Here is a 25,587-nt window from a genome sequence, read left to right on the forward strand (position 1 = left end):
AATTAAGCTATCTTCAATGTGCCAAAGATTTAAGTTGAGATTTGGGAGTAACTTCAACTTAGTCATACTTCTGGGCAAGTTGATCTAGGGTATGGTAAAAAGCTTGGCGATCGCGCCACCCCACAAACCCCGCATATAATAGCTGGTTCTTTGGATCGGCCAAAAAGACATGGTCAACGCCAACTGGATTACGCCACACCTTAATCTGGTAATTACCCCGTAAACTGGCAAATAGTTTAGCTCGCTTAAAATCACGGGGGTGGGCATTGGTGATCCCAGGCATAGCCCGCAGTGAGGTTATTAGCACCTGCCCCAGGGACAACTCCAAATTTTGCTGAGGCATTTGAGGTATCTGGGGATCTTGCCAAAACTGAAGGATCGCCGCTGCCACCTGGGGGTGGTTTTTCATTTTCTCATGCCGTAACCCTGGAATCAAATGAAAATTGGCATTTTCAAACTGCGTGCATTGCACCAGAACAGTGCCATCACTGCCACCATCCACGTCGCCAGCAATACTCAAGGTGGGAATCGATCGCGCTATTTCCGCCGCAATCTGGGTGCGATCGGTAGCGAGATCCTTAGCAATTCCCAGTCCCCAACCACCAGGGTCAAGAATTTTGCCCAGGTTAGCGCCGCCTACTGGTGAGGCCACCAAACTAAGCGAATGAATTTTGGGCCACCATTCCCGCCGCCGTTGCAAAATTTCTAACCAGATCAATCCACCCATCGAATGGCCAACAATGATAATTTGCGCTTGATTATGTTGGGCGATCGCCTCAGCGGCAATATTTTCTGCCTTATTGATCAATGGCTCGATCCGCCACCAGGTATTCACCCAACCTAGATCGGGAGCAATCACGAGGGTATCTGAATTAGCAATACTATTGGCCAAAGCGCCAATCAATCGATTTGTATCCGCCCAGCCATGTTGAGCAAACAAAATATATTTATAGCGATCGCCATTAGCAGCATTAGAATCCACGGCAACACCTCAACAGCTAAGCTGTAGCTAGATTAAGCCAAGCATAACTCGATCGCTCTGATCGGTAATACTGCTAGTAGTCCAGTTTTTGATCTGTCCCAGTCTGGATTTTATGGATTAATTGATAAGAAAAATGAGGCTTGCCTAGCTTTTATCCTCAGCAAACCCGATCATAAATATGCCGATCGGTCAAAGCGGCCAAATTAATTAACGGTCAGAACCGAATTAACTACTTTTTGACTTTAACGCCACGATAAATCAAACCTGGTTTGGGCTTGCGTCGCCGCCTGGGAACTGGCTCATAATATTCTGATTCAGATTCTAGTTCTGATTCCTCTGGCTGATCATCAACATCCTCGATCGGCGCAAAGTAGTTGGTGGTCGGCGGAACCTCTGGCGCAGTCCCAGGCATAGAATTAGCGATCGCCTCCAAGGATGACTGCTCCAAAACTGCACCCATCAGTGATACCACCCTGGCTACTGAAGCAACTAAATTCTCGCTGTTCAGCCGGGGTAAAACATCCGCCGCACCCCGTCGCACTGCCCAGCTTTGTTCGATGCTTTTGATCTTGTCTTGTCTGGGATTAAACAGCACTACTTTAAGTGCAGGGGAATTTTTAGCCCCCCACTGACACACTGAGCTAGATTGAAGGGTTTGTGAATCAGGTGCTTTTAAACCAGAATCAACTAATATTAAGCCTGGAATTGGGTCGCCACTTTGCTGCATAGAGTCGAGTAGCTCCACCAAGTCGATCGCCGAGCTTTGGCAGCTAACTACCAAGTTTTGGGATTCAAGGGCACTAGACCATAGCTGCTCTTGCTCAGAATCCAGATGTACCATTAAGACGGTCTTTTTCAATTCAGCCATAGCGGTCAAAGGTAAAAGTATAGTTTTAATAAAAGCGCGATTATTGAATTTGCAGCAGTTTGCCTCGTTTAATTAAAAATCAAATTAGGTTACATGTTAGTTATATGTTGTTAGGGCGACTAATCTTATTTGCCCTTCATTTAGTCGATATTTAGTCGATCTAGTTTTAAACAATCACAAATCATTATGGTTATTTGATTATTGATCGAGTAGCTCTGGTAAGAGCCAATTTAGACGAGGTAGATGCAGGCTATGAGGCAAAAAATTGAAGCTAGCAACCTAACGATCGCCCTGCCAAGCCTTAGTAAATAGCGATCGGTGCCAATCCGTCAAAGTTAATCAGTCAATCCGTCCGAGCCAATCCGTCTGAGCTGATGCTGCTACAACAGGTTAAATAACAGGTAACAAACTTAAAACTAGGGTGGGCTATGTCTAGGAACGAAAGCGCACACAGGCCGCTTCCCTAAACTTCTAAACATCAAAAGGTGATGCTTAGGTCTTAACAAGGCTTTAAATTGTGGCGATCGAGCCAAACCAGTCAAGAACTTAGGCTACCAGTCGATCCATTTCAAAAAAGTTCTAGCCATCAAATCACCTTGCCAGTGAACCTAAACCAGCTTTTTCATTAATATATTTTATTAATATAAATATTAATACAAAAACAACTAAATCATAGATGTTAACTCAGTCATTGCGTCTCGGCCTGAGACTTTTAAAACCTGTTATGAATACAGTTTTAGTAGCCTGATTATTTATGTTAGTTATTTATACTAAGGGTTTGAGTGGCCTTAATTATGTTCAAATTGCACATTTATAAACTCGTTTATGATTAAAAAAACTAGCGTGGCTTATTATTTTCTGTTATCTAGTTAATTAAGTTGTTAAACAGATATAATGTGTCGCCGTGACGATCGCATTATGGGCGCTGCTATCAGTTCAGTGGAGGAGACGTAGTTTATTTTGGCAAATACTGAACATATTGATCTTTTGAAATCGGGCTCTGCTATTTGGAATGACTGGCGAGCGAAAAACTCACATATTCCAGTTGATCTCAGTGAGACTGATTTATCTGGGCTCGATCTTGGTGAAACCAACCTGAAGGAAGTAAATTTAAGCGGCTGCGATCTGCGTAATACTAGTTTTCGCAATGCAAATGTTAGCTGGGCAAACCTCAGTGCAGTGCAACTGGATGGCGCGGATTTGAGCAAGGCAAATTTAGTGCGGGCTGATTTGAGCGGAGCAATTTTATGCAGAGCAAATCTGAGCGAGGCCAACTTGAGTGGGGCTGACCTGAGTGCGGCGGATCTGTGTGAGGCGAATTTGGGCGGGGCAGATCTGAGCCGGGCTTGCTTGATCGGGGCAGATCTAAGCGAAGCCAATTTTATTGTCGCAAATCTGAGTGAAGCGGACTTGAATGGCGCGGATCTGAGTCGGGCGAACCTGGTGGGGGCAAGTTTTGTGATGTCTAGCCTGGATAGTGCCAAGTTGGAGGGTGCCTATATGAACAGGGCTAATTTCCAGGGCGCGATCATGCCGGATGGCTCGATTCACGGCTAGTTATCTAAAACAAAAGCCTCGCCGCCCCCTCCACCCTGGTTTGTGGTTCCACCAGACGCGGCAAATTGGGCAATCGCACGATCGTTTGCGCTGTGCCAAAATCCTGCGGCAGCTCAATCCCAGGCACATAGCGATTGTGAACAATATAATTCTGGGCAACGCCCTTGGCCTGCAACGTTTCAACCAGACGGGCATGTTCCGCCACGATCGCACTCTGCGCCTGCACCACACCAATAAACTCAGTATGATTAGCATCCTTCAGCTTTTTCTGGGTCTGCACCACCTGCAACCGCAAGTTACGCAGCCGACCAATCAAATCGACCCCACCAATTATGTCTTGATATTTTAACCACAGCCGCAAAATCCAGGCCAGCCAATCGCCCATCGCTGCTGGCATCTCCAAAAATCGCAACAGATGGCCAGTGGGAGCAGTATCGAGAATAATCAAGTCCTGTTGCTGGGATTCCAGTAATTCGATCACCTGCACCAGCGCCAGCATTTCATCGATCCCCGGTAATGCCTGCGCCATAATTTGCCGCCATGCCTGGGGACTATAGGCGATCTGCACCGCTCCATCTGACTCACCCTGACCGCTGATAATTTCCGCCAATTCCCACAGGTAGTCCTGGCGAAACTGCTCCAGCATCAGATCCGCATCGATCTCCTGGGCAGAAAGATTTGCACTTAAATTTTGGGGTTGGTGGGTTAATTGCTTACCAAAGGCATCGCCCAGGGAATGCGCCGGATCGATCGAAATCAGGCGGATATTTTGCGCGGGATATTTTTGCGCCATCGCCCAACCGATCGCCGCCGCCACAGTGGTTTTACCCACGCCACCTTTGCCACCAATTAAAATTAATTTGCGATCATTGGCAATGAAATCAGGCAACCCTGGCGGGATTTTGGCGGGGAATTGCACATTGATCGTCTCAGGGATGGCAACTTGATCCAGCGATCGCAATTGCTTAATTAACTGATCCAGGCGATCGCCACCAACCGGCTCCTGCGATTGCATTGGGAGGGTGAAAATCGGGCTAGAATTTTTTGATTCTGATTCTTGCCCCCCTTGAGCCAGTTCTAAAAATCGTTGCAAGAGTTGCTGCTGTTCCGCATAGCGATCGCTTTCCTGGGCATTGTTATTTTCAATTGCTATGACATCAACTTGATTAGCTTGATTAGAATTTGATTCATCCTCAAGACCAATCAGACGATTAACAAAAATACCGCCACAATTAATATCTAGCTCTTGCAATCGGGTTAAAAAACGTTTCGACTCCAGCAAACTCATCGGCTCAGCGATCGCCACCAACAAACAAGCCGTAAACTCTCGATCCTGGAGTAACTTTTTACCAGCTTCATGATCGGCGCGAATTTGGGTTAAAAATTGATCGACCCGATCGCGTTGATATTTCCCCGCCAGGGCTTGACTGACCACCCGATGCTTTTCTTGGAACAAGTCCAGCGAATCGATCAACACATCCAGAAAATCGCTCAAGCCAAATAAATTCAGCGTATGTCCGCTCGGAGCCATATCCACCACCAGGCGATCTGCTTCATTCTGGGTCAGCAAGCGTTGGATTTCCAGCAAACCAAGCAATTCATCTAACCCCGGCCAGCCCATATCCCAGACTGGTTGCAGATCTTCCCCGGCCACAAAACTGCCCCGCTCCACCAGCAGTTCCAAATCATCGCCATGCTCAGCCCTGAATTGTTGCAATAAATGCTCAGCGGAGAGCGATCGCACCCGCAAGTTGGGCAAATCCGCCAGGGCGATCGGCTGATCTGTCACCTCCGCTTGCAACACATCCCCCAATGAATGAGCCGGATCAGTGGACAGAAGTAATATTTTTTGTTGTGGAAATAACTGCGCCCAGCGCCGCGCAAACCCACAAGCGATCGTGGTTTTACCTACTCCCCCCTTGCCACTGAACATGGCCAGATGCAGCCGATCTAATTCTTCCATAACTCCTTGGCAGCCTAATTATTCTGCATCAACCCAGGTGGGCACTACTTGCCAGCAATCGTTCAATTCTGCATCTAGTTGCTTATAATTCGCTTCCATTTTGCTCACCAATGCCCAAAACCTTTTGGAGTGGTTCATATGCACGGTGTGGCAAAGTTCATGGATAAACACATAGCGCACCAGGGGCGATCGCAAAAACAATAATTTGTAGTTAAGGCTAATGTTTTTCTTGCTCGAACAACTGGCCCAAATGCTCTTTTGCCCCCGCACTGCCGTTTTACTATAACCCATGCCAAACTCTATACTCACCTCCCGCAACCAGGGCACCAGATGCTCCCAGGCGGTTTGGGTGAGCCAGCTTCGTAAGACGGATTTACAGGTAGGTATGTTTTCGATCGCACCACTTACCAACAGCAGACGCTCAGAATCACTGGCATCGGGCTCAGATAGCTCGGCGGCCATCACGTGCCTAGAGCGACTGGCTTGATATTCCACCTGCCAGGTTTGATTAATTGAGGCTAGGGCGATCGACTTGGGCAGAACATCAGGGTTCTGGGCGGCCAGATATTCTTGCTGGTAATTGATTTTGGCGATCGCCTTTTCTAACCAGGCTTGCTTTTTGTGCAAGATAGCAGGGATGTTTTTCTGGTCATAGCCATAGGGCACGATCACTTGAATCCCTTTCCGAGGTGAGACTTCGATCCGCAGATGCTTGGCTCGTTTACTTTCGCGCACTGAATATTGAGGCAAATCGATCGTCATCTGGGCTCTCCCCTACTGCCTTAGCTGTGGCTAATTCACCAATTAATATTATGCCAATACTTAAGATCTGGTACTAAGATCTGGTAGTTAAATTAATGAATTATTCAACCCGATCGGTTTGTTGTCTACATTTACACAAGGGCAAATTCAGTTCCATAAAACTGTCGTAGAAGCTTAGCGTTGAAACAAGATAATCATAATCTCAGCCATATCTCAGCCATTATTTGAGCATTTAGAAATCTTGTTTAAGCTGACGTTTTGAACCTGCGCCACGGCAAATGAGTCTAAATTTTAAACCTGAGTATGGCGAATCCCCCAGATTAGGGATGTAATAATTCAATGGCAACGCCCCGTGTAGCCGGAGTAGTGGCTTTGATGTTGCAGGCCAATCCCAGACTTTCCCCCGATCAGCCCGATCAGGTGAAGAATATTTTGATCGCCACTGCCAACCCCACAGGCATTACTGTTTAGAATCACTCTAATTACTGATCCTTAGCTCAGACCAAATAACTTTTTTTAACTGGATTGCTTCTCTGATTAGCTTTTGCCTTTCAGATAATGATGAACTACCTGTCTTAACTTCGACAAAGATAATATTCTCTACTTTTCCGTTATCAAGCCCGTCAAAAATGACTAAATCTATAGGGCTACCAATAAAACGGGCATCCTTTGGGTTGAAACTCATATTAGGAAAGTAGGGTGAAAATTGCTCCCTAACCCTCGCCGCAATTGCAGACTTGCTACGAGAAATTGCATCATTCCTGATTGTTTTTTCTTTTTTACTTTTCCATTCTTGCAATGAAACTTCTGCCTCTCTTAGGGCAATCGCCTTTTGTTCCTGAAGAAGATTTTCGTAGTCGTTGGCACGCCATTCTTGATACAAGCTTCTTGCTCTATTCGATAGATTACTGCTTAATTTGTATGTCAACAATGCCAAGAAAGCAACACAGGTTGCCAAAATTACTATGATTATACTTAGCAAGAAATAAATGATGCCATCTGACATATTTAGAAAACCCAACGATCAAATATTTTACTGCAATATTTTTTAGATTAGCATATCACAAATATTTATTGCCAAAATCTCACTTATAATTGAGACTCATTGTTGTCGAAGATGAGTATGCTTAGGAATTATTTTCACTATCCTCGACCACTTTTTGAGTGCGGCGCTCCAGGACTTCCTTGAAAATCAAAGTAACCAAGGCCAAAGCCCCCAGCACCACCGCCGCCGCAAAGGCAGCTTGCGATTGATAGTTCTTATAAGCCTCCTCCACAAACAGCGGCAGGGTTTGCGTTTTGCCAATAATATTACCCGACACCACCGACACCGCCCCAAACTCACCGATCGCCCTGGCATTGGTTAGCAACAGTCCATAGAGCAATCCCCAGCGAATATTGGGCAGCGTGATCCGCCAGAAGATCTGAAAATCGCTTGCGCCCAGGGTGCGTGCCGCCGCTTCTTCTGAAGTGCCGAGTTCTTCTAGCACTGGGATCACCTCCCGCGCCACAAAAGGCATGGTCACAAACGCGGTCGCCAGCACGATTCCCGGCAAGGCAAAAATAATATTAATGTCTACAAATTCTAGGAATGGATTGAGCCAACCCCGCCGACCATAGAGCAGCACCAGCATCAGCCCCACCAACACTGGTGAGATCGAAAAGGGCAAATCGATCATACTCAGCAACAGCGTGCGGCCACGAAATTGATTTCGGGCGATCGCCCAGGCGGCACAAAGCCCAAAGACAGTATTAATCGGAATCACAATTAAGGTAGTAACGATCGTCAATTTGGCTGCACTCAAAAATTCTTCGGTGCTAAGCGCCTGCCAAAAAGCCCCAAATCCATCCGCAAATGCGGCATAAACCACATTCAGAACCGGAAATACCAGTAACAGCCCCAGATAAGTGACAGCGATCGCAATCAATAAATATTTCACCCATTTGCGCTGCTTTTCGCGCTCCTGCAAATTCTGGCTATATTGACCTTCCTGGCCTGCTCGATCGACCACCACGGATGATTTAGTTGCCATGCGGTTGCCCCCAACGCTGCAAGAAATTGATCACCAAAAGCAAAGATAGTGAGATTACTAGTAGCACCATGCCGATTACCGTGGCACCAGCATAGTCAAACTGTTCGAGGCGCTGAAATATCAAAACTGGCGCAATCAGATCATTAAAGGGCAAATTGGCAGAAATAATTACCACCGAACCAAATTCACCCACCGCCCTGGAAAAGCCCAAGGCTACGCCGGTCAGGATCGGCGGCACCAATGGCGGCAGAATCACATACCAGAAAGTTTGCAATCGAGATGCCCCCAAGCTCCGCGCTGCTTCTTCCACATCTGGCTCTAGCTCCTGCAACACTGGCTGCAATGTCCTGACCACAAAGGGCATAGAGCTAAACAGCATCGCCAAAAACACCCCTGCCCTGGTGAAGGCGATCTTAATCCCCAAAGGCGCTAGCAATGCACCGATCGGGCCATTGGTACTATAAACCGTGGCCAACGTGATTCCCGCCACCGCAGTGGGCAGCGCAAAGGGCAGATCGACGGCAGCATCAATTAACTTACGGCCAGGGAACTCATAGCGCACCAGCACCCAGGCGATCAAGGTGCCAAATACACCATTTACCAATGCTGCTCCCAGCGCCGTGATGAAAGTTACGTCATAGGCAGAAAGGGCGATCGCACTGGTGGCAATTTCCCAGAACTGCTGCGGCGTGGTACTCAGGGCTTTGGTAATTAGAGCCGCGATCGGCAAAAACAGCATCAGGGCTAGATATGTCCAGGTGACAATCCAGATGTAGGGAATGCGGCGATTTTGACGCGATCTTGGTGGCGGAGCAATAGTCATGCGGTCGAAGCAGCGATCGAATTGAGTTGAACTAGCTTGTCTATCATAAAATTAATGGTCGTTAAATTAGCGATCGATTAATTAACGATCGCCCAGGCTAGCTTGAATCTGGTCGAACTCCGCCCCATCGGCAAAAAACTCAGATTGAATGCGATCCCAGCCCCCAAAATCATCCACTGTCAGCATTTTATTGATAACTGGATATTTATCGCTGAATTCGGCCTTAATTTGCTGATTAACCGGACGAAAACCAGATTTAGCAAATGCTCGCTGAGCCGTGGGAGTAAACAAAAATTCAGTAAAAGCCTTAACCACTTCCCCGTTACCATGCTTTACCACATTGGCATCTATGGCCGCAATCGGCGTATCGATCGCAATGTTGATGTCGGTTGGCACTATAAATCTATTATCAAGCCCTTTCTGTTTGGCCAGCAGTAGCTCATTTTCATAGCTGATCAATACATCCCCCTGACCCTGTTGACTAAATACTGTCATGGCTTCGCGCACATCCCGACAAAGCACGATCGCATTGCCATAGAACTTACGCACAAATTCAAGTGCTGGTGCAGGTTGCTTGAATTCTGCCAAGCCATAGCCATAGATCGCTAGGAAAAACCACCGTGCTGCCCCAGAGGTCTTGGGATTAGCGGTCACAATTTCTACGTCTGGTTCAACTAACTCTAACCAGGTGGTGATCGATGGCGTAGGCCGATCGCGGTGGGATGAACTATTATTACGCTGTGCCAAGACCAGGGCTGTATTCGCAACGATCGAACCATTGGGTAATTCTTGCTGCCAACCGGGGTTGATTAACTGCTCCTTTTCAATTTTATTTACATCCAGCGACAGCGCTAGATGTACTACATCAGCAGGTAAACCATCGATCACAGCACGAGCCTGGGAACCCGAAGGGCCAAAGCTACGACTAAAAATCACCTTACGGCCAGTCCGTTCATGCCATTGCTGCTCAAACAGGGGCAAAATTTCATCATAGGCGGATTTACTGGCGGCAAAAGCAACCAGGGTAATCTGATCGGTGCCATTGTGCCCTAGTTGACTGGATTGAATCGCAGGATCGATCGAATTGCCCGAATTACTACAAGCCGCAATCGTCAAGCTTATAATAATTCCCACCAGAAATAGCCACAAACCTTTGAATTGCGATCGCCACATGTGCCACCTGCGCCAAAATCGATCGGTTGATTTAAATTTCACTGGACAAACACCACTTACCCGATGTAGTTACCGTAGATTGAATAGCCTTAAGCTATCCTAGATGGAAAGGGCAACCCTGGCAACTTACGGCTGAGAAGGTTGATTTAACTCGTTAATTCAGGTTAGCAAGTGTTTTCTCGGACGAAGTATTAAGCAAGATTGATCTAAATATTACTAAATTACTAATAGTACGCAAGTGCTGATCATACTTGCCAAACCGAATCCCTTGAATCAGCAGTAGTTTAGTGTTAATCATTACCAGGATAAAGGGCACAGGATTTGTAGTTCTTAGCTGTTCGCTACGTTAAATTATATTTGCCAACTCAATTAATGCTATCGTCTAACCTGGTATCAATTATCTTGATCTCAATACATTGCGATCGAAGCTATTTGAGATTTTTGCGCTTGCCTTTATCGATCCAGGATCAGGCTAGATTGATTCAATTCGCAGTAGTTATTACGAGTCAGTGATTTAAAGCTAAGGTAAATACCAAATAGATTCTGTAGCAGTTTTGTTAAAAACAGTAAGAAGTAATCAATGGCTATTTTAGATCGACAAGGGCGCTTATTTGGCAAGGTCAGCATTCTCGATCTCGGTGCAATTCTGGCGATCGTGATTGCGCTGTTTGGTTTATTTTTAGTGCCTGGTAAAGGTGGCGACACCATTGCCCAGATTGGGGCGGCGGAAATTAAACCAGTGGAAGTAGAAATCATGGTACGTGGTCTGACGGTGCGCTATCCCGATGAATTGGTGCAGACTGGTGAAAAGACCCAGATTATTATTCGTAACAATCCCCGGGGCGAAGTGGAAATTACCGCCGCCGCAGCCCTGATCCCCAAAGTGCCAGTGCCAATGCCAGATGGCACAGTAGAGGCGCTCGAAGACCCCCGCCTATCGGAAATATATGTGCGTGATTTTGCAATTACCCTGGCTGGTAATGCCCAGGTCACTAGTGATGGCGTGATTTTTAGTGGCGAGAAGGTGAAAATTGGCACCCAGGTGCAAATCGAAAGCCCCAAATATGTAATGCGCGGTAGCGTGATGGATATTCGTTACGAGGAATAGGCCATGCTCTTGCAATTAAGTCAGATTGTGGTGCCACCGGGCGATCGCACTTTGCTAAATAATTTAACCTGGCCAGAATTTGAACAGATTCTAGCGGAGTTAGGCGATCGTCGGGCAGCACGACTTTCCTTTAGCAATGGCACTTTGGAGATTATGACCCCGCTCTTTACCCATGCACATGCCAAATCTTTGCTAGGGGATTTTGTGAAGGTTTTGCTCACTGAATTGAGCCGGGATTATGAATGCGCTGGTTCAACTACCTTCAAGAATGCCAGCATGATGCAGGCGATCGAGCCCGATGAGTCGTTTTATATTCAAAACTGCATCGCAATTCGCGGCAAGCAAAGGATTGACTTGAGCATAGACCCACCACCGGATCTGGCGATCGAGATTGATATTACCTCCCGCACCAAATTTGACAATTATCAAATCCTGGCAGTGCCGGAGTTGTGGCGCTATAACGGTGTGCGTTTGCAAATTAATTTGCTCCAGGATGGCAGTTATGTGGAATCTGCTACTAGCAGTCTTTTTCCTGATTTGCCACTAGTTACTAAGATCCCGCAGCTAATTACTCAGAGCCAACAACTTGGCAGTGCTGCCACCATGCGCGAGTTTCGAGATTGGGTAAGAGCATCGATCGCTACTTCTGAATAAAAGCCTGAAAAATACTATCTGATCTAATTTCTAATTAAGCGCATAAAGACAGGGGGCATAGATTATAGATTATTATCAGATAGGCAAAGGTTTAGCGATCGGCTCACTAAATCATCCCAAAATAATTGCTCGTTATCTTGGCAGTGGATTATTTATTAATGCTAATCAAATTCAAATTTGCCAAATGCCACTACCGCATTCTGACCGCCAAAGCCAAAGCTGAAATTCAAGGCAACATCGATCGGGCGATCGGGTTTAAGTGCTTGCGTCACGAAATTAAGCTCAAATGCAGGCGATCGTAACCCCACGCAGGGTGGCAGCTTTTGCTGGTGCAGACTCAGTAAACAAAAGGCCGCTTCGATCATTCCCGTTGCCCCCAAAGCATGACCTGTAGCTCCTTTAGTCGCACTGATGTAGGGACGGTGGGGGAAAAGTCGTTGGATTAAACTGGCCTCAGCGGTATCATTTAGGGCCGTCGCCGTACCGTGGGCATTGATATGCCTTACCTGAGCGGGAGTAATTCCAGCTTGTTCCAGGCAGGTTTTAATTGCCTGTGCTGCCTGTAGATGATCCCGATCGGGACTAGTAGGGTGTCCCGCGTCATTGGTGAGGCCAAAGCCCAGCACCTCGCCATAGATTTTAGGGCGATCGCGTTGCTTGGCAGTTTCAAGCGATTCAATGATCAATACTGCCGCTCCTTCCCCCAAGGCTAAGCCTTCCCGCTCCTGGCTAAAGGGGTACAAGCCTGTTTTGGCCATTGCACCTAGCTTTTTGAATCCAGCAATCCCCAAGGGCGTGATTGGTGCTTCGGTACTACCAGCGATCACGGTTTGGCATTGGCCAGTTTTAATTAGCTCATAGGCGTAGGCGATCACCCAGTTAGCCGTAGCACAGGCGGCAGTGGGGGCAGTAACGATCGCTTGGGTTTGAATTTGTTGGGCGATCGCGGTGGCAAAGTAATTCGGCAGCAGCTTGTAGATATCTAGATCTAGCACAGCCTGAGACTGATTGCTATTTTTATTGCTGGAGGCAGATTTATAGTGATGCAAAGCGCGTTCAATCTGCTGCTGTTGTCCGCGACTGGAACCGATCACCACACCGCAATTGCCTAGCTCACTCGACTGTGCAGCTATTCCCGCATCAATCAGGGCTGCATTGGTGGCAGATTGCAGGAAACCTAAGGCGCTACTTTGAATTGGTAGATGCGCTGGGGAAATATATTCTTTCGGCAGCAGCGGCGATCGATCCTGGGGGGTAGCGATCGCCAGGGGGATTTTGGCACCGTCATGGTTAAATAACCTGATCCCCGACTTGCCCCTTAGCAAATTATGCCAACTTGAGGCCAGATCCTGCCCTAGCGCCGAGACTAAGCCTATGCCTGTGACAACTACCCTGGTCATGCCTACATTTAGTTTTGGTCTGGCTCTAGCCTAGCGCGATCGCCTTGGTCACAGTTTTGGTCACAGTTAAGGAAGCATTCCTAAGCCCAAAATAGAGGCATAACTGATACTAATCAAAATTGGTCAAAATTGGCAGAACCAGTTCCGTAGCAAATTGGAGTTACCAGGGTTTTAATCCTCTTAACCTTCTGTAGCCGTCGGTTGGGGTCGCTTGAGCTGATCCAGGCCACTAATCACCTCGATCGATTGAATTCGATCGCCTTGCTTAACCTGCTCCACAGCATCCATTCCATCAGTGACATAGCCAAACACCGCATAGGAACCGTCGAGGAAGTTGGTATCAGCTAAGGTGATATAAAACTGCGAAGAGGCCGAGTTGGGGAACTGCGATCTGGCCATTGATAACGCACCCTTAGTATGGATCAAAACTGGCTTTGTACCTGGGGAAAGCACCTGGCCATAGGTGGGGGTGTCTGCGCCGTCGGGCAAAATTTCGAGCGGGATATTGCGTTCTTTACCAGTGGCCGGATCAACATATCCACCAGTGCCATTACCACGGGGATCACCGCCCTGGACTACAAATGGAGTGGGTTCCTTGACCACGCGATGAAACTTGAGGCCGTCATAGAAACCTTGATCGACCAAATCAATAAAGTTACCCGCCGTAACCGGAGCATTTTCACCATCAATACTCATGGTCACAGTGCCATAGTCTAGCTCCATCTTTACGATCGCTTCGCCTTCTAATTTGGCAAACCCCGCTAGTGGGTCTTCGGTCTGAGCTACTTCAGTTTCCTGGGGAGTATCTGCCGCAACCGACTCTTCAGCCGCAACAGCTTGATCATCGATCGCAGCATCATCTACGGCTTCGACTGATTCGGTCACTGCTGAGGTTGTCGGAAAATCGCTGGGATCATCAACTGGCAATCCAGGCGCACTACAGCTAGTCAACAGCACCAAACTAACTACACATAAACCACTAATTAGCCAACGCACCATAGTTTTCCACCCAATAATTAAATCGTCTTAATCGTCAATATTGTTATTGATATCTCTAGAGCTAATCGAATCAAGGTTACTATTATTGCCCTTTTCGGCAATGAACCTAAGACTAACTCGCATTATATCTTGCCATGTTTTGGCTCGAAGCCCATAGCGGCAATCATTAAGGTAAGCGATCGCAGTATGAAAATATGAAAATACGATCGATCATAGGCCAGTCATAGGCCAGTCATAGGCCAGTCATATTAATTGATTGCACTTTGGCTCTATTGAAGCTGATACCAGGCAAATAGTTCCTCAATTGCAAAATTAATTCTGCCCTGGGAAGCAGTTAAATTACATTGCTTAGTTGCTGTGATCATTTCCAGCATAGGGCTACCTATTACGGCTACACACACCCAAATTAAGGGGTAGAACCGATCCTGTCGATCGAGCGATCGCGCCTACAATGTGAACAATGATTAAAAGCAATCGCATAGAAATATTACTAAATAATCCAGTTTTATTATTATTAAATGTAATTTGAACCAGATTTTAAAATAAAAATCAAATCCTAATTAGAGATGCCGCAATAGGCCAAGCAACTTAAGTTAAAAAAAATCAAAATATAGCAATTCCAATCAGCGAGCAGGGCGAGAGAGAAACATGCAACCAACCAACCCCCAACAATTTACCGAAAAAGCCTGGGCAGCGATCGTACGCACCCCCGATATTGTCAAAGCGGCTCAGCAACAGCGAATCGAGAGCGAACATTTATTTAAATCCCTCCTTGACGAAGAAGGATTAGCCGCTAGTATTTTTACGAAGGCAGGCATCAGTGTGCAAATGTTGCGCGATCGTGCTGAAGCCTTTATTAATAGTCAGGCCAAAATTTCTGGTAGCAACTCTTCGGTTTACTTAGGTGATAGCTTAGATAAATTATTCGATCGGGCCGAAAATGAACGTAAAGCCTTTGGTGATGACTTTATTTCGATCGAACATATGATATTGCCCTATGGCGAAGACGATCGCTTTGGCAAAAGACTATTTAAGGAAGTAGGCTTAACGGAAGCCAAGTTAAGAGAAATTATTGAGCAAATTCGTGGCAATCAGAAGGTGAACGATCAAAATCCTGAGAATAAATACGAGTCGTTAGAAAAATATGGCCGTGACCTGACCGAATTGGCACGGGAAGGTAGGCTTGATCCAGTTATTGGCCGCGATGATGAGATTCGCCGCACAATTCAGATTTTGTCCCGCCGCACCAAAAATAATCCGGTTTTGATCGGGGAACCTGGCGTAGGTAAAACCGCGATCGCCGAAGGTTTGGCACAGCGGATCATTCGTGGTGATGTGCCAGAATCACTGCGCGATCGCAAATTAATTGGCCTGGACATGGGTGCGCTGATCGCTGGCGCTAAATATCGCGGTGAGTTTGAAGAACGCCTCAAAGCGGTGCTAAAGGAAGTGACTAGCTCCAATGGCAATATTGTGTTGTTTATTGATGAAATTCATACGGTAGTTGGTGCTGGCGCAACCCAGGGCACAATGGATGCGGGAAACTTGCTCAAGCCAATGCTGGCCAGGGGTGAACTGCGTTGTATTGGTGCAACTACGCTGGATGAATATCGCAAATATATTGAGAAAGATGCCGCATTGGAACGTCGTTTCCAACAGGTTTATGTTGATCAACCGAATATTGAAAACACGATCTCAATTTTGCGCGGTCTGAAAGAGCGTTATGAAGTTCATCATGGGGTCAAGATTGCTGATAATGCTCTGATCGCAGCGGCGGCTTTGTCTAACCGTTATATCAGCGATCGCTTTTTACCGGATAAGGCAATTGACTTGGTGGATGAAGCAGCGGCCAAGTTAAAAATGGAAATCACTTCCAAACCGGAAGAACTGGACGAAATCGATCGCAAGATTTTGCAACTGGAGATGGAGAAACTCTCCCTCAAGCAAGATAATGACCCCGATGCAGTGGAGCAACGCGATCGGCTCAATCGAGAATTGGCCAATTTGAAGGGTGAGCAATCGACCCTGACGGCACAATGGCAAGCCGAGAAAGAAGTGATTGACCAGATTCGCCAACTCAAAGAAGAAAGCGATCGCGTCAATGTGGAAATCGAACAGGCCGAACGCAACTATGACCTTAATCGTGCCGCTGAACTGAAATATGGCAAGCTTACGGATTTGCATCGCCAACTGGAAACCGCTGAGGCCAAATTAGCGGAAGCACAAACCAGTGGCCTGAGTCTGTTGCGCGAAGAGGTAACTGAAGAAGACATCGCCGAAATTATTTCCAAATGGACAGGGATTCCGGTTAGCAAACTGGTAGAGACAGAAAAAGAAAAGCTACTGTTCCTGGAAGATGAACTGCATCAGCGGGTGATTGGTCAATCGGAAGCTGTGACCGCTGTATCCGATTCAATTCAACGATCGCGGGCAGGTCTGGCCGATCCCAACCGACCGATCGCCAGCTTTATCTTCATGGGGCCGACCGGTGTAGGTAAAACAGAACTGGCTAAAGCATTGGCAGCCTATCTATTCGACGCTGAAGATGCGATGGTGCGGATTGATATGTCGGAATATATGGAAAAGCACAGCGTCTCGCGCCTGGTTGGTGCGCCTCCCGGCTATGTTGGCTACGAAGAAGGCGGTCAACTAACTGAAATCGTGCGTCGTCGTCCCTATGCGGTGATTTTGTTTGATGAAATTGAGAAAGCTCATCCGGATGTGTTTAATATCATGTTGCAAATCCTGGATGATGGTCGGGTGACCGACTCCCAGGGACGCACAGTGGACTTCAAAAACACTGTGATTATCATGACCAGTAACATTGGTTCACAGTTTATTCTGGATGTGGTCGGCGACGACAGTCGCTATGAGGAAATGCGCGATCGAGTAATCAATGCCCTGCGCGCTAATTTCCGCCCAGAGTTCCTCAATCGGGTCGATGAGATCATCATCTTCCATGCCCTGGTGAAGGCAGAGCTGCGGGAGATCGTGAAGCTGCAAATCAAGCGATTAGAAAAGCGGTTGGTCGATCGTAAGATGGGGCTAAAGCTCTCGGAGGCTGCGCTGGACTTCATTGCAGAGGTAGGTTATGACCCGGTCTATGGGGCAAGGCCGCTGAAGCGTATCATTCAAAGGCAGATCGAAACCCAGATCGCTAAATCTCTATTGCGCGGTGAGTTTGGCGAGGGCGATACAATTTTTGTGGATATTGAAAATGAACGCCCCACCTTTAAAAAGCTCACCCCTGATTTTGTTGAGGCTGTAACTACTTAGTTAATTTGGTCTAGAACTCTTCCCAGACGGTCATCGTTGAGGTGCTCTGGCGCAATTCCTTCCCCCAGCAGATGCTCAGTTGCTTTGCCCACAAAAAATTGCTCGAACAAATACAGCGGCGCACTCACAAATCCCAAACCGTTCAAAATCATCGCTTTCACTACTTCGCCGGGGCTCACGATCTCTTTTGGATGCGTCCCTATATTCCGGTTAATACATTTATTTGACTAGTCCCATCTCGTCAATGATTCCGGCTACGATGCCTAGATGGTCTAGGTTCTCTACCTTGATTTCCACTATCTTGCTTTGACTGTTGCAAAATTATCTAATTCTATTCCTTAACCGCAAAATGTGGGATAAAACTAAAAAAGCCCGACATCGCTGCCGAGCTCATTAATTCTTCCATCTCAACGAGGAGACAAAGTGAACACCTGAATATACTTTGCCTGCTCTGGCAACTTTTTGCTTCGTGCTGTGGCATTCACCCAATCGGGTGAGACAGTGTGGATTAATCCTAGAGATCAAACTAGATATCAATATTTCCCGATCCAGAAAAGTAATTATAGCTAAGATGCCGGAAAAAGCCAGAAAAGGTCGTACTCGAATCTACTGAATGTCGTGCATATTTGTGACTGTGAAATTGCAGGTTTGAAAATTTACGCAACTGCAAAATAGGCGCATTATTATTATTGTTACCATTTAATTTCCGGGTGGAGATTTAATCAAGGATCCGGTTAAGTCGAATCCCCAAATCAGTTAAAAGTTCATTGAACTCACCATTCTATGAACTAATCACAGAGCTTCGGCTCACCCAAGGCACTGCTTACCACCAGCGGTGCCTAATATTTTAAGTTTTTATGTGGCAATGATTCTATTTTCTAAACAGACTCAGGCACTGTGATTAGTAATCTTATTAACTTATCCAGTAACTACTGGTGTAAAAACATTCAACTCAAATGCAATTACCTCTCTCTATGCAAGCATTTGGGAACTTTTAGCACTCTCTGATGGTCAACATCTATAGGCCTAGAGAAGCGGTATATTTTGATCCCTTTAGCTCAGCAAAGTTGAGTTAGAATCAAGCTTTTCCGGGACTATTTATCCTGTCACTATTTTGGGAAGAAGGTGGCGATCGTTGTGAAAAAACTACTTGCTTGTTTAATTTGTTTAGCCTTTTTGTCTGGTTGCCTGCCTACGGTGCAGCGGGGCAATGAGAATGATCCTGCGACCACTGAAAATATTGAGAATATTGAAACGGTCGCCGAGCCAGCGGAAGAGACCAAACCCACGGCCGAAACACCTGCTCAGCCTAGCGATCGCACCAACAGGGAAGGCCGCGAAAAGACGATCGCCAAGACCGCTACGGTGATGATTTTTCACCCCGATAGTCAATGTGAAGCCTTGGTCTCAGACAAGACTGAAATCCCGATCCCATCGGTGGGCACTGCTTCAAAGGAAGTGATGGTGGCGGCTACGCTGCAAAACTTGTTTGAGAATCAAGATATTGACCATTTCAATGTGGCGGAATATTACGTGACGCTGGATGGCAATACGGCGATCGTGGATATTACCGTGGCGCCAAATTCCCGTCGTACGATTACTTCGCTTTCGACCTGTGAGCAGTTTGCCTTGTTCAAGGCGATCGAGGCGACGTTAACGGAAAATTCGTTTGATGTGAGTGAGGTGCAGTTTACTCAGTCGGGTGGCGAGAATATTTATTTGTGATTTGTTGCATGGCTTTGAGTGGATATTTTGACTTTACCCCGCTTTTTAAACCAACTTGCCGGGATGATCCCCTGAGGGTAAAAAATACTACCAATCACGATCAACACGCCAAAAATAATTAACCTGCCATCGTGCAAAAACTGCTCCAGCCAAGTAGGAATACCACCGATCCCCGCCATCTGCCGCAGTAACTCTGGCAAAGCGGTTAGTACCATACCACCCACCACCGGGCCAAGGAAATTACGCGATCCGCCAATGATTACAAACGCCAGGTAAATAATACTGGCGTCAAAAGTCCCCTGCCGTGCATTCCAGGTATTGAGGAAATGGGCACTGATCGCCCCAGTCATGCCAGCCAGGATCGCCCCAAGCGTAAAAGACAATACCTTGTAGTAGGTGGGATTAATCCCCATTGCAGCAGCGGCCAGCTCATCTTCGCGGATCGCCGTAAACGCTCTGCCCACCCGAATCCGCTCCAGGCGAAACACAAACAAGGCGCTGAGCAGCAGCAACGGCAGAGCCAACCACAAATATTCGATCGAGGTTTGGAACGGTTGCGGGATCGCAAAAATCCCCACCGCACCACCAGTAATTTCCAGGTTCAGCGCAGCCACCCGCAGGATTTCCACAAATGCGATCGTGGCGATCGCCAGATAGATGCCCCGCAGTCGTAGTACCAGGATGCCAACAATAATAGCAAGCACAGCCGCAGCGATCGCGGCAATGCCAATTTCCAGCAATACCAGTGGAATTGGGAATAAACTGGCCTCAGTGGTAAAAACCTGAGTCGAAAAGATCGCCGCAATGTAGCCACCCAGAGCATAGAAACCAGGCGTGGCCAGCGAAAGTTGCCCAGCCATTAAGGGTAAATACACCGATAGACCCAGCACTGCACCAAATGCCATCGAGACAATCAAAAAACCGTAGGCATTAAAAAAATCAGCCATAAGCAAAGCTATATCTGTAATAAAGATGGATTTTGCTAGAGTAGATCTGGATTGTGCGATCGCGCCAGAATCAAGATATCAGGAACTATCGCCCAGCGCCACCGTCTTAAATCTAGGGCTATCAGGCCATTAGCATCGCCAAGCTTTTCAACTTATCCTGGTATCTAGCTAATTCTACCGGTAAATATATCTAGCCCAATCATTGAGGTAGGTAGTACGATTGTATGCAGTTAGAAAATCCTTCCGGTACGCTCAATCCCCAGCTTAGTAGTCAGCTCGGACATAGCAAAATATCTATGCAACCCTCACTCCCACTGGATTCAGTTCTCCGCGATCGCTATGAGATCAAGCAAGTAATTGGTCGCGGCGGTATGGGGCGCACATATATGGCAATGGATCGAGAGCGCTTTAATGAAGTTTGCGTGCTAAAGGAATTTATCCCCACCAATCAATCGCCGGAAATAATTGATAAGGCTAAGCAATTGTTCCAGCGCGAAGCAAGTATTCTCTATCAAATCAAGCATCCGCAAGTGCCGGAATTTCGAGCCACCTTTGCGGTAGATGGGCGTTTGTTTTTGGTGCAGGACTATGTGGAAGGCCAGACCTATCGGGAAATTTTAAAACAGCGATCGCTCGAAGGAAGAGCTTTTACTGAGTCAGAGATTATTAATTTACTCTCGCAGGTTTTGCCAATTCTGGGCTATATCCACAATCGCAATATTATTCACCGTGATGTGTCGCCGGAAAATTTAATGCTCAGGTCGCGCGATCGGATGCCAGTTTTGATTGATTTTGGCGTAGTCAAAGAAACTGCCACCAAGCTATCTCGGCTCCATTTAGGCGATCTGCCTGCCTCCACCGTAGCCGGGAAACTTGGCTATGCGCCACCGGAACAAATGCAATCTGGCCGTGCCTATGCCAATAGCGATCTGTATGCCCTGGCGGTAACGGCGATCGTGTTGCTAACGGGCAAAGAGCCGCAGGACTTGTTTGATGATGCGAGCCTGAGCTGGCAGTGGCAGCAGTATGTAAGTGTAAATTCTGGGCTGGCGCAGATTCTCAATAAAATGCTCAGCTATAAACCTTCTAACCGCTATAGCAGTAGTGACGAGGTTTTGCATGCATTGGAAATGAATCAGGCAGCGGTTTCGGAGGTGCGCACGATGGCGGTCGGTGCTCCTCAGCATCGAAGTAATGCTCCTAGCTCCACCTATGCGGCTCCCACACATACAGTTTATGCAGAAGAGACTGCATCCCATGTGGCAGCGCGGCGAAAACGCCGGAAATCCAAGAACAAACTGGGCGCTTATCTGCTGGGGGCACTGGTAGTGCTGCTCTCTGGGGTCGCTTCCTGGGGCATAACTTCATTGATTTTTAACCGCGATCGTACTGCTGAAGTAGAACCGGAGCCAGTTGTGGTCGAACCAACGCCCACCGCTGAGCCTTCGCCCAGGCCTACTGCTGCGACTAAGCCACCGGTAACCAAGGTCAATCGCAATCTTTTACTGAATGATGGGACTGAACCGGGGGTCAAAATTGCCGCCGCCAATGGCAAAGTAAATTCCCGCCAGGCGATCGTCTACCGGATTTCCGGTGATAAGGGGAATGTGCTGACCGCATCACTTGCGGGGAGTGGCCTGGTGATGAGCCTGGATTTTGAAGACCAAGACCCGATTAATAGCACTTCCAACCAGATTGAACTGGGCTATTGGCAGGGGGAGCTACCAGCTAGTGGATCGTATTTTGTAACAATCCAAACGGTGCCGGGGGTTTCCCAGAGTGATTTTAACTTGGATTTGCAATTAACCGATCCGGAAGCTCAAGCGGCGGCAACTTTGGAACCAGAAGAGCCGGAATTGCCAATTCCAACCGAAGCACCAACTCCAAGCGTGACCACTGATCCCAACTTCAAAGATACCGATAGTGATCCTGATGCGGTGGTTTCTGATCAAGATGTGGAAGTACCGCAGGGAACTACCCGGCAGATTGCGGGCACGGTTAATGCGGGAGAAGTGAAGGAATATAGCTTTAATGTCGATGCGGGGCGTACGCTGGTAGTGATGATGACCGAGGGGGATGCCCGAATTGAGGTTTATGATCCCAATGGTGGGTTTGTGTGGCCGACTGTGCCCAATAGCAATCAACAACAGATTAGTGGCACTACAGCGGGGCAATATACAGTAAGGGTATTTAGCGATCGCGCCACTGACTTTCGGATCAATGTGGCGATTAAGTAGTTTCTATAGTCACATAGTCACAGTTTTAAGGGTTATTTAGGTTATTTAGAGCCTGCTTAATACATAAAAGAAGTGAAAGCTAAGGGATATAAAGAGCAAAAAAACTGACCAATCTGTTGGCGATATAACAATATAACCAGGATGATCAGTCAGATTTATGTGAGCCTATGTGGAGGCTAAATTATAGCTGCATTAAGGTTGGGCTATAGCTTATGTCACTTTTATCTATGCTTGATTAACAGCTACCGCAGGTAGATCGACATTGCAACCACCCAAACCACAATAACCAGCCGGATTCTTGGCCAGGTATTGCTGGTGATAGTCTTCGGCATAATAGAAATCAGGTGCATCAATGATTTCAGTGGTGATCGCGCGATCGTAGCCAGCCTGATTCAGTGCCTGTTGATAGCTCTGCTGTGAAGCTAGTGCTAATTGCTTTTGAGCTTCGGTATAAACATAAATGCCCGATCGATATTGAGTGCCCGTATCGTTGCCTTGGCGCATCCCCTGGGTGGGATTATGATTCTCCCAGAAGGTCTTTAGCAATTGCTCGTAGCTAATTTGATTTGGGTCATACACCACCAACACCACTTCATTGTGGCCAGTCATGCCGGAGCATACTTCTCGGTAGGTAGGATTCGGCGTAACCCCGGCAGCATAACCAACCGCCGTAATATAAATACCGGTTTCCAGTTGCCAGAATTTACGCTCTGCACCCCAGAAGCAACCCATGCCAAACATGGCGGTTTCCATGCCATCTGGGAACGGTGGTTCAAGTGAATTACCATTGATAAAATGCTTCTCGGCGGTAGGAATTGGTGCCGATCGGCCTGGTAATGCTTCTTCGGGTTTGGGTAGACTTAATTTTTTCCCTAGACCTAATCCAAATAGTCCCATGTGTTTTTCCTCTTGGTTCTGTTTTATTTTGCTATGTTCTGTTAGTTTGATGCTGCTTATATTTTGGGGGTAAATGAGTGCTGATTAAGCTGATTTATAGCAAGAATTACGATCGCAGTTGTGGGCTAGTTTTAATTCATTATATTTATTACGTTTATATTTATTACGTTCCAGCTTACTGATCAGATAAAAGTAATTAGGTTTGGTTAACCTGACTCCTTTGCTTTAACTGTTTAGTTCTCTGAACATGAATAAACTGTGCGATCGATACGTTGATCTTATTTGCTATTTTCAGGGAGATCGCTGTTTCTGTCATGTATCCACAGGGTAAATAATAATCACAAAAGGGCTACAAAAAAATCCACCAGGATCAACCTGGTAGATCTATTAGTTAACTAATATTTTGCTTCACTAATTCCAGCCTTGCCCAGGAATCTCAGGGAATGCAAGGCCTAGTTAAAAATTAAAATCTACTTTTCAATCTCTTCAATAAACTTTTCCATAAACTCCTGGGTCACGCCGGGATGTTTGCCAGAGATGAGATCGCCATCCACCACCAGATCAGCGGTGACATCGTTGTCATAAATCACTTCAGCGCCAGTGTTTTCCACATCCGAAATGATGTTATGGGCACAGGTCACCTTGCGGCCAGCCAACAAATCCTTATCCGCACAGAACAGCCACAAACTATGGCAGATCGTGCCCAGTTTGAGGTCTTCTTTAGCCATTGCCTTACGCAAGAAAGCCACTGCCGGCGCATTGTTCTTTTGGCCAGGTTTTACGTTAACTTGATAGCGCAAGCGATCCATCGCATAGGCACCAATGCAGATAAAGCCAACATAGTCATCTAAGCTCACGTCATTAACTTCTTTCTCAACCGTGACATGGGCTACGTTATAGTCACCATCATCGGGATTACCACCAAATGAGAGTGAGTCTTGTCCCCACAAATGGGTAATATATTCAACTTCATAGCCCTGTTTAGGGAAATAGTCGTTGAACATATGGAATTCGGTTTGATCGAAGTGATCTTCAATCAAAACACCGATTTTGCCTTTCTTTTCGGTTTCTGCTGCTACTAACATGGGTTAATTTCAATGGGGTGGAATCAGGTTTACAAGTTCGCCTAGTAATTTTTTATCAAGGTACTATGCCCGGTTGCTCTAATATCAAGTCCTATTGAATACCTGCACTAAAAATGATTGGGATCTTTATGCCTATTAGTTGACATCTGCGGGCGATCCAGAGGATTTGATCTAACTATTCGAGGTTTGTGGTTTGTACCAAGGCGATCGCTATTTCTTGCCAATGCGATTTCTAGAATCTGCACTAGGGCTATATTGATTGGTCTTGATTACTGGATCATGATAACTAGCTGAGCCAGACATAATAACTGGCAGAGCTAGCGATTAGTAGTTAATGATTGAAGCTGAAGCTAAATCTAAGTGGTGATTAGTTTTAATAGCTCTGGCGAGGCAAACACATCACGATAGAAGGTAAGCTGTTCACTCTTGTAGTAGCAAGCGCCACGATGGCCACGACGCACCCAGGAAACCGTACCCTTGGCAAGCGCTTCGTTGGTTTCATCATCCACGCAATACCATTCAAAATGCACAAACTCTGACCAGAACATCACGATCGGCCAGCACATCGTCACATTCGGCTGAGCAATCAATGCCCACCAGTGCTGCTCCCGTTCTTTTTGTTCATCCAGGCCATAATATGGGCCGTCTTGACAGAAATAAACCAGGTCACTGCGATACTCTCCGGTTAGCAAATCGCCCCGACCCTGGCGCAGGGCTTCGCAATGGGTTGGCCACCAGTCTTTATTTTCCTTCTCGATCTGCTCGGCGGTATAACTAGCATCGATCGCTGGCAAGGTATCTTCCTTCAGGGCAATATACTTGGCCGCATCTTCGAGTAACTTGGCTTTCATTTGATCCGAGACCAGGCCAGGTCTGGAATAATCAGCGCTCAGGTCTTTATAGTAGCTAGTTCTCTTCTTTACCATTGCGTTTTCTCCTTGTTTGGAATCAGAAATAGAATCAGAAAGATGTTTGCGATCGCCCCTAAATCTTAATTGCCAGCTTGCAAATTAATCGCATCCAGGCATTATTAATTAACGAACCTAATAAATTAAACTAGCTCATCATTAGTTCATACCTGCTGGAAGTAGTTTAGTT

General features: G+C 46.7%; 21 protein-coding genes and 1 pseudogene. 7 read left to right on the forward strand and 15 right to left on the reverse strand.

The window, feature by feature from the left end:
* Positions 1–58: 58 nt before the first annotated feature.
* Both PSE7367_RS01275 and PSE7367_RS01280 read right to left on the reverse strand, forming a co-directional pair.
* Positions 59–982 carry a lipase/acyltransferase domain-containing protein gene (locus PSE7367_RS01275; protein ID WP_015163550.1) on the reverse strand — a complete coding sequence of 308 codons (924 nt, stop codon included), beginning with the start codon at positions 980–982 and terminating at the stop codon, positions 59–61.
* Between the two features lie 229 nt (positions 983–1,211).
* Positions 1,212–1,850, reverse strand: a complete 639-nt coding sequence (locus PSE7367_RS01280; protein ID WP_015163551.1) for a hypothetical protein — start codon at positions 1,848–1,850, stop codon at positions 1,212–1,214.
* 960 nt (positions 1,851–2,810) lie between these two features.
* On the opposite strand from PSE7367_RS01280, the gene PSE7367_RS01285 reads away from it, so the two are divergent.
* Positions 2,811–3,407, forward strand: coding sequence for a pentapeptide repeat-containing protein (locus PSE7367_RS01285; RefSeq protein WP_015163552.1), 597 nt, complete (start codon positions 2,811–2,813; stop codon positions 3,405–3,407).
* Positions 3,408–3,411: 4 nt separating this feature from the next.
* Here the strand turns inward: PSE7367_RS01285 and PSE7367_RS01290 are convergent, their stop codons facing one another.
* Complete coding sequence (locus PSE7367_RS01290; RefSeq protein WP_015163553.1) at positions 3,412–5,370, reverse strand: ArsA family ATPase; 1,959 nt, start codon at positions 5,368–5,370, stop codon at positions 3,412–3,414.
* A gap of 18 nt (positions 5,371–5,388) precedes the next feature.
* Positions 5,389–6,132 (reverse strand): M48 family metallopeptidase, encoded by a 744-nt coding sequence (locus tag PSE7367_RS01295; RefSeq protein ID WP_015163554.1) that lies wholly within the window; start codon positions 6,130–6,132, stop codon positions 5,389–5,391.
* A gap of 339 nt (positions 6,133–6,471) precedes the next feature.
* On the opposite strand from PSE7367_RS01295, the gene PSE7367_RS20940 reads away from it, so the two are divergent.
* Positions 6,472–6,603, forward strand: coding sequence for a S8 family serine peptidase (locus PSE7367_RS20940; RefSeq protein WP_083883759.1), 132 nt, complete (start codon positions 6,472–6,474; stop codon positions 6,601–6,603).
* A 7-nt stretch (positions 6,604–6,610) separates the two neighbouring features.
* Here the strand turns inward: PSE7367_RS20940 and PSE7367_RS01300 are convergent, their stop codons facing one another.
* The 4 genes from PSE7367_RS01300 to PSE7367_RS01315 all read right to left on the reverse strand — a co-directional run bounded on the left by PSE7367_RS01300 (position 6,611) and on the right by PSE7367_RS01315 (position 10,203).
* On the reverse strand, positions 6,611–7,138 hold the full coding sequence (locus PSE7367_RS01300) for a Holliday junction resolvase-like protein (RefSeq protein ID WP_015163555.1): 528 nt from the start codon (positions 7,136–7,138) through the stop codon (positions 6,611–6,613).
* 121 nt (positions 7,139–7,259) lie between these two features.
* A complete protein-coding gene (gene cysW, locus PSE7367_RS01305; RefSeq protein ID WP_015163556.1) occupies positions 7,260–8,165 on the reverse strand; it encodes a sulfate ABC transporter permease subunit CysW in 906 nt (301 codons plus the stop codon).
* A complete protein-coding gene (gene cysT / locus PSE7367_RS01310; RefSeq protein WP_015163557.1) occupies positions 8,155–8,988 on the reverse strand; it encodes a sulfate ABC transporter permease subunit CysT in 834 nt (277 codons plus the stop codon). The genes cysW and cysT overlap by 11 nt, the downstream gene beginning before the upstream one ends.
* An 81-nt stretch (positions 8,989–9,069) precedes the next feature.
* Complete coding sequence (locus PSE7367_RS01315; protein ID WP_225882671.1) at positions 9,070–10,203, reverse strand: sulfate ABC transporter substrate-binding protein; 1,134 nt, start codon at positions 10,201–10,203, stop codon at positions 9,070–9,072.
* Positions 10,204–10,741: 538 nt separating this feature from the next.
* On the opposite strand from PSE7367_RS01315, the gene PSE7367_RS01320 reads away from it, so the two are divergent.
* Together PSE7367_RS01320 and PSE7367_RS01325 are read left to right on the forward strand one after the other, a co-directional pair.
* Positions 10,742–11,269 (forward strand): DUF4330 domain-containing protein, encoded by a 528-nt coding sequence (locus tag PSE7367_RS01320; protein ID WP_015163559.1) that lies wholly within the window; start codon positions 10,742–10,744, stop codon positions 11,267–11,269.
* Positions 11,270–11,272: 3 nt separating this feature from the next.
* Positions 11,273–11,923 carry a Uma2 family endonuclease gene (locus PSE7367_RS01325; protein ID WP_015163560.1) on the forward strand — a complete coding sequence of 217 codons (651 nt, stop codon included), beginning with the start codon at positions 11,273–11,275 and terminating at the stop codon, positions 11,921–11,923.
* Positions 11,924–12,084: 161 nt separating this feature from the next.
* On the opposite strand, the gene PSE7367_RS01330 is transcribed toward PSE7367_RS01325, so the two are convergent.
* Complete coding sequence (locus tag PSE7367_RS01330; RefSeq protein WP_015163561.1) at positions 12,085–13,323, reverse strand: beta-ketoacyl synthase N-terminal-like domain-containing protein; 1,239 nt, start codon at positions 13,321–13,323, stop codon at positions 12,085–12,087.
* Positions 13,324–13,503: 180 nt separating this feature from the next.
* Positions 13,504–14,322, reverse strand: a complete 819-nt coding sequence (locus PSE7367_RS01335) for a peptidylprolyl isomerase (RefSeq protein ID WP_015163562.1) — start codon at positions 14,320–14,322, stop codon at positions 13,504–13,506.
* 648 nt (positions 14,323–14,970) lie between these two features.
* On the opposite strand from PSE7367_RS01335, the gene clpB reads away from it, so the two are divergent.
* Complete coding sequence (gene clpB, locus PSE7367_RS01340; RefSeq protein WP_015163563.1) at positions 14,971–17,598, forward strand: ATP-dependent chaperone ClpB; 2,628 nt, start codon at positions 14,971–14,973, stop codon at positions 17,596–17,598.
* Positions 17,599–17,600: 2 nt separating this feature from the next.
* Here the strand turns inward: clpB and PSE7367_RS01345 are convergent.
* A pseudogene (locus PSE7367_RS01345) lies at positions 17,601–17,835 on the reverse strand (DUF4277 domain-containing protein); the annotation flags it as partial.
* A gap of 900 nt (positions 17,836–18,735) precedes the next feature.
* On the opposite strand from PSE7367_RS01345, the gene PSE7367_RS01350 reads away from it, so the two are divergent.
* Positions 18,736–19,323, forward strand: a complete 588-nt coding sequence (locus tag PSE7367_RS01350; RefSeq protein ID WP_015163564.1) for a hypothetical protein — start codon at positions 18,736–18,738, stop codon at positions 19,321–19,323.
* On the opposite strand, the gene PSE7367_RS01355 is transcribed toward PSE7367_RS01350, so the two are convergent.
* On the reverse strand, positions 19,314–20,270 hold the full coding sequence (locus PSE7367_RS01355) for a branched-chain amino acid ABC transporter permease (protein WP_015163565.1): 957 nt from the start codon (positions 20,268–20,270) through the stop codon (positions 19,314–19,316). The two genes, PSE7367_RS01350 and PSE7367_RS01355, sit on opposite strands and share 10 nt — an antisense overlap.
* Positions 20,271–20,494: 224 nt before the next feature.
* Here PSE7367_RS01355 and PSE7367_RS01360 point away from each other — a divergent pair, with 224 nt between their 5' ends.
* Positions 20,495–22,507 (forward strand): serine/threonine-protein kinase, encoded by a 2,013-nt coding sequence (locus PSE7367_RS01360; RefSeq protein ID WP_015163566.1) that lies wholly within the window; start codon positions 20,495–20,497, stop codon positions 22,505–22,507.
* Between the two features lie 225 nt (positions 22,508–22,732).
* Here the strand turns inward: PSE7367_RS01360 and msrA are convergent, their stop codons facing one another.
* The 3 genes from msrA to PSE7367_RS01375 all read right to left on the reverse strand — a co-directional run bounded on the left by msrA (position 22,733) and on the right by PSE7367_RS01375 (position 25,415).
* A complete protein-coding gene (gene msrA, locus PSE7367_RS01365) occupies positions 22,733–23,404 on the reverse strand; it encodes a peptide-methionine (S)-S-oxide reductase MsrA (RefSeq protein ID WP_015163567.1) in 672 nt (223 codons plus the stop codon).
* Between the two features lie 470 nt (positions 23,405–23,874).
* Entirely contained in the window at positions 23,875–24,489 is a 615-nt protein-coding gene (locus PSE7367_RS01370; RefSeq protein WP_015163568.1) for a DJ-1/PfpI family protein, read from the reverse strand.
* A gap of 356 nt (positions 24,490–24,845) precedes the next feature.
* Positions 24,846–25,415: a hypothetical protein gene (locus PSE7367_RS01375; protein WP_015163569.1), complete on the reverse strand. Its 570-nt coding sequence runs from the start codon at positions 25,413–25,415 to the stop codon at positions 24,846–24,848.
* Positions 25,416–25,587: the final 172 nt, after the last annotated feature.

The sequence above is a fragment of the Pseudanabaena sp. PCC 7367 genome, assembly GCF_000317065.1.
Lineage (GTDB): Bacteria > Cyanobacteriota > Cyanobacteriia > Pseudanabaenales > Pseudanabaenaceae > Thalassoporum > Thalassoporum mexicanum.